At 51.5% G+C, this 763-nt stretch carries 1 protein-coding gene; it reads left to right on the top strand.

What is annotated here, in order from left to right; genetic code table 11:
• Positions 1-135: 135 nt before the first annotated feature.
• On the top strand, positions 136-763 hold a 628-nt coding region (locus P1S46_12330), incomplete at its 3' end, for a hypothetical protein (GenBank protein ID MDF1537251.1).

The following is a 763-nucleotide window of genomic DNA, read 5'->3' as shown; positions in this document are numbered from 1 at the left end:
TGCCGATAGTCTGGTTAACCGGGAAGCTTTAGCGGAAATGTTTTTCTCCGGTTTCGGCGATATGCTTGCCGCCACAGGAGGGAATACCGGGAACGTGAAAATCAATTATGTGGAGAGTTGACATGGGGAGGAATTATGAAAAGATTAGTTGTTTGTCTGTTCCTGTTAATGGGGTGTGGCAGTGAACACAGTTATAATTATTATTATTCATCTCCTGACCAACCGCCGCCAGAGATGTGGCAAGACGTTCACTATGGAGAAACCGGCCCATCGTGGGTCAGTACGTGGGTCGATTGGGAACTGAGGGAAGAACGGATGCTTGCATTACCGCCTAAATTTTTGACTGAACTGGAAAACGCCGACCGTCAACCGTTCGCTTTGTTACAGATCGATTCTGCGGGCGTATCCGATGAAGCCACCACGGAAGCGCATTGGGGGGCGAACGTTTCAGCGGCGAACGTGGATTATACGAGTACCCCCCCGGCGGCGGGTGATGTAACGCTTGCGCAGAATACCGGAGGCTCCCTGGTTTCTGGTACTGACTACTATGCTACATCCGACAGCGACGCCAACAATTGCGGTCCAGTCCCGATAGACGGCATTTTTTACGACAAGGTGGACGATGACCCCCACGATAGCGCAACGACCCAATTGGATACGGGGGCTGTTGGCGGTTATTGCGATCTGGTGTCGGACGGTGAGTCCATATTATCTTCAATCCCATCAAATGCTGTCCCATATCAGGTGAGCATCCTGGTCGTTG

The organism is bacterium, from assembly GCA_029210545.1.
Lineage (GTDB): Bacteria > BMS3Abin14 > BMS3Abin14 > BMS3Abin14 > BMS3Abin14 > JARGFV01.
The sequence above is the reverse complement of the archived record's forward strand: the minus strand, read 5'-3'. Positions and strand labels throughout refer to the sequence as shown.